This is a genomic window from Dellaglioa sp. CoH-57-MRSF-20, assembly GCF_056781955.1.
Window position 1 is genome coordinate 1 of record NZ_JBXAXV010000274.1, and the last position, 263, is coordinate 263.

Here is a 263-nt window from a genome sequence, read left to right on the forward strand (position 1 = left end):
GGACCGAACTGAACTCACGGAATCCGCGTTCAGCTTCGTGCGCTGGGCGCGGTCCGTGCGCAATACAGGGTTCTCGACACCGGGCTTGGAGAACTTTCAGTTTCTAGCTTCGTTCTACGGAGTAGACACTGTGGAAGAGTTGATCTCGGCTCAAGAGCATCAGATCACGCGTCTTCAAGAACGCATTCCTCAGGATCAGCAGTGTGTTTTGACGACTCCGAGGGAGGGTTAATGAGTTTCACCGCACAAGACCTGTACAGTAT

General features: G+C 53.2%; 1 protein-coding gene. It reads left to right on the plus strand.

What is annotated here, in order from left to right; genetic code table 11:
• Window positions 1-232: hypothetical protein (locus tag AC1RPN_RS09025; RefSeq protein ID WP_481763850.1), on the plus strand; the 232-nt coding region annotated here is incomplete at its 5' end.
• Window positions 233-263: the final 31 nt, after the last annotated feature.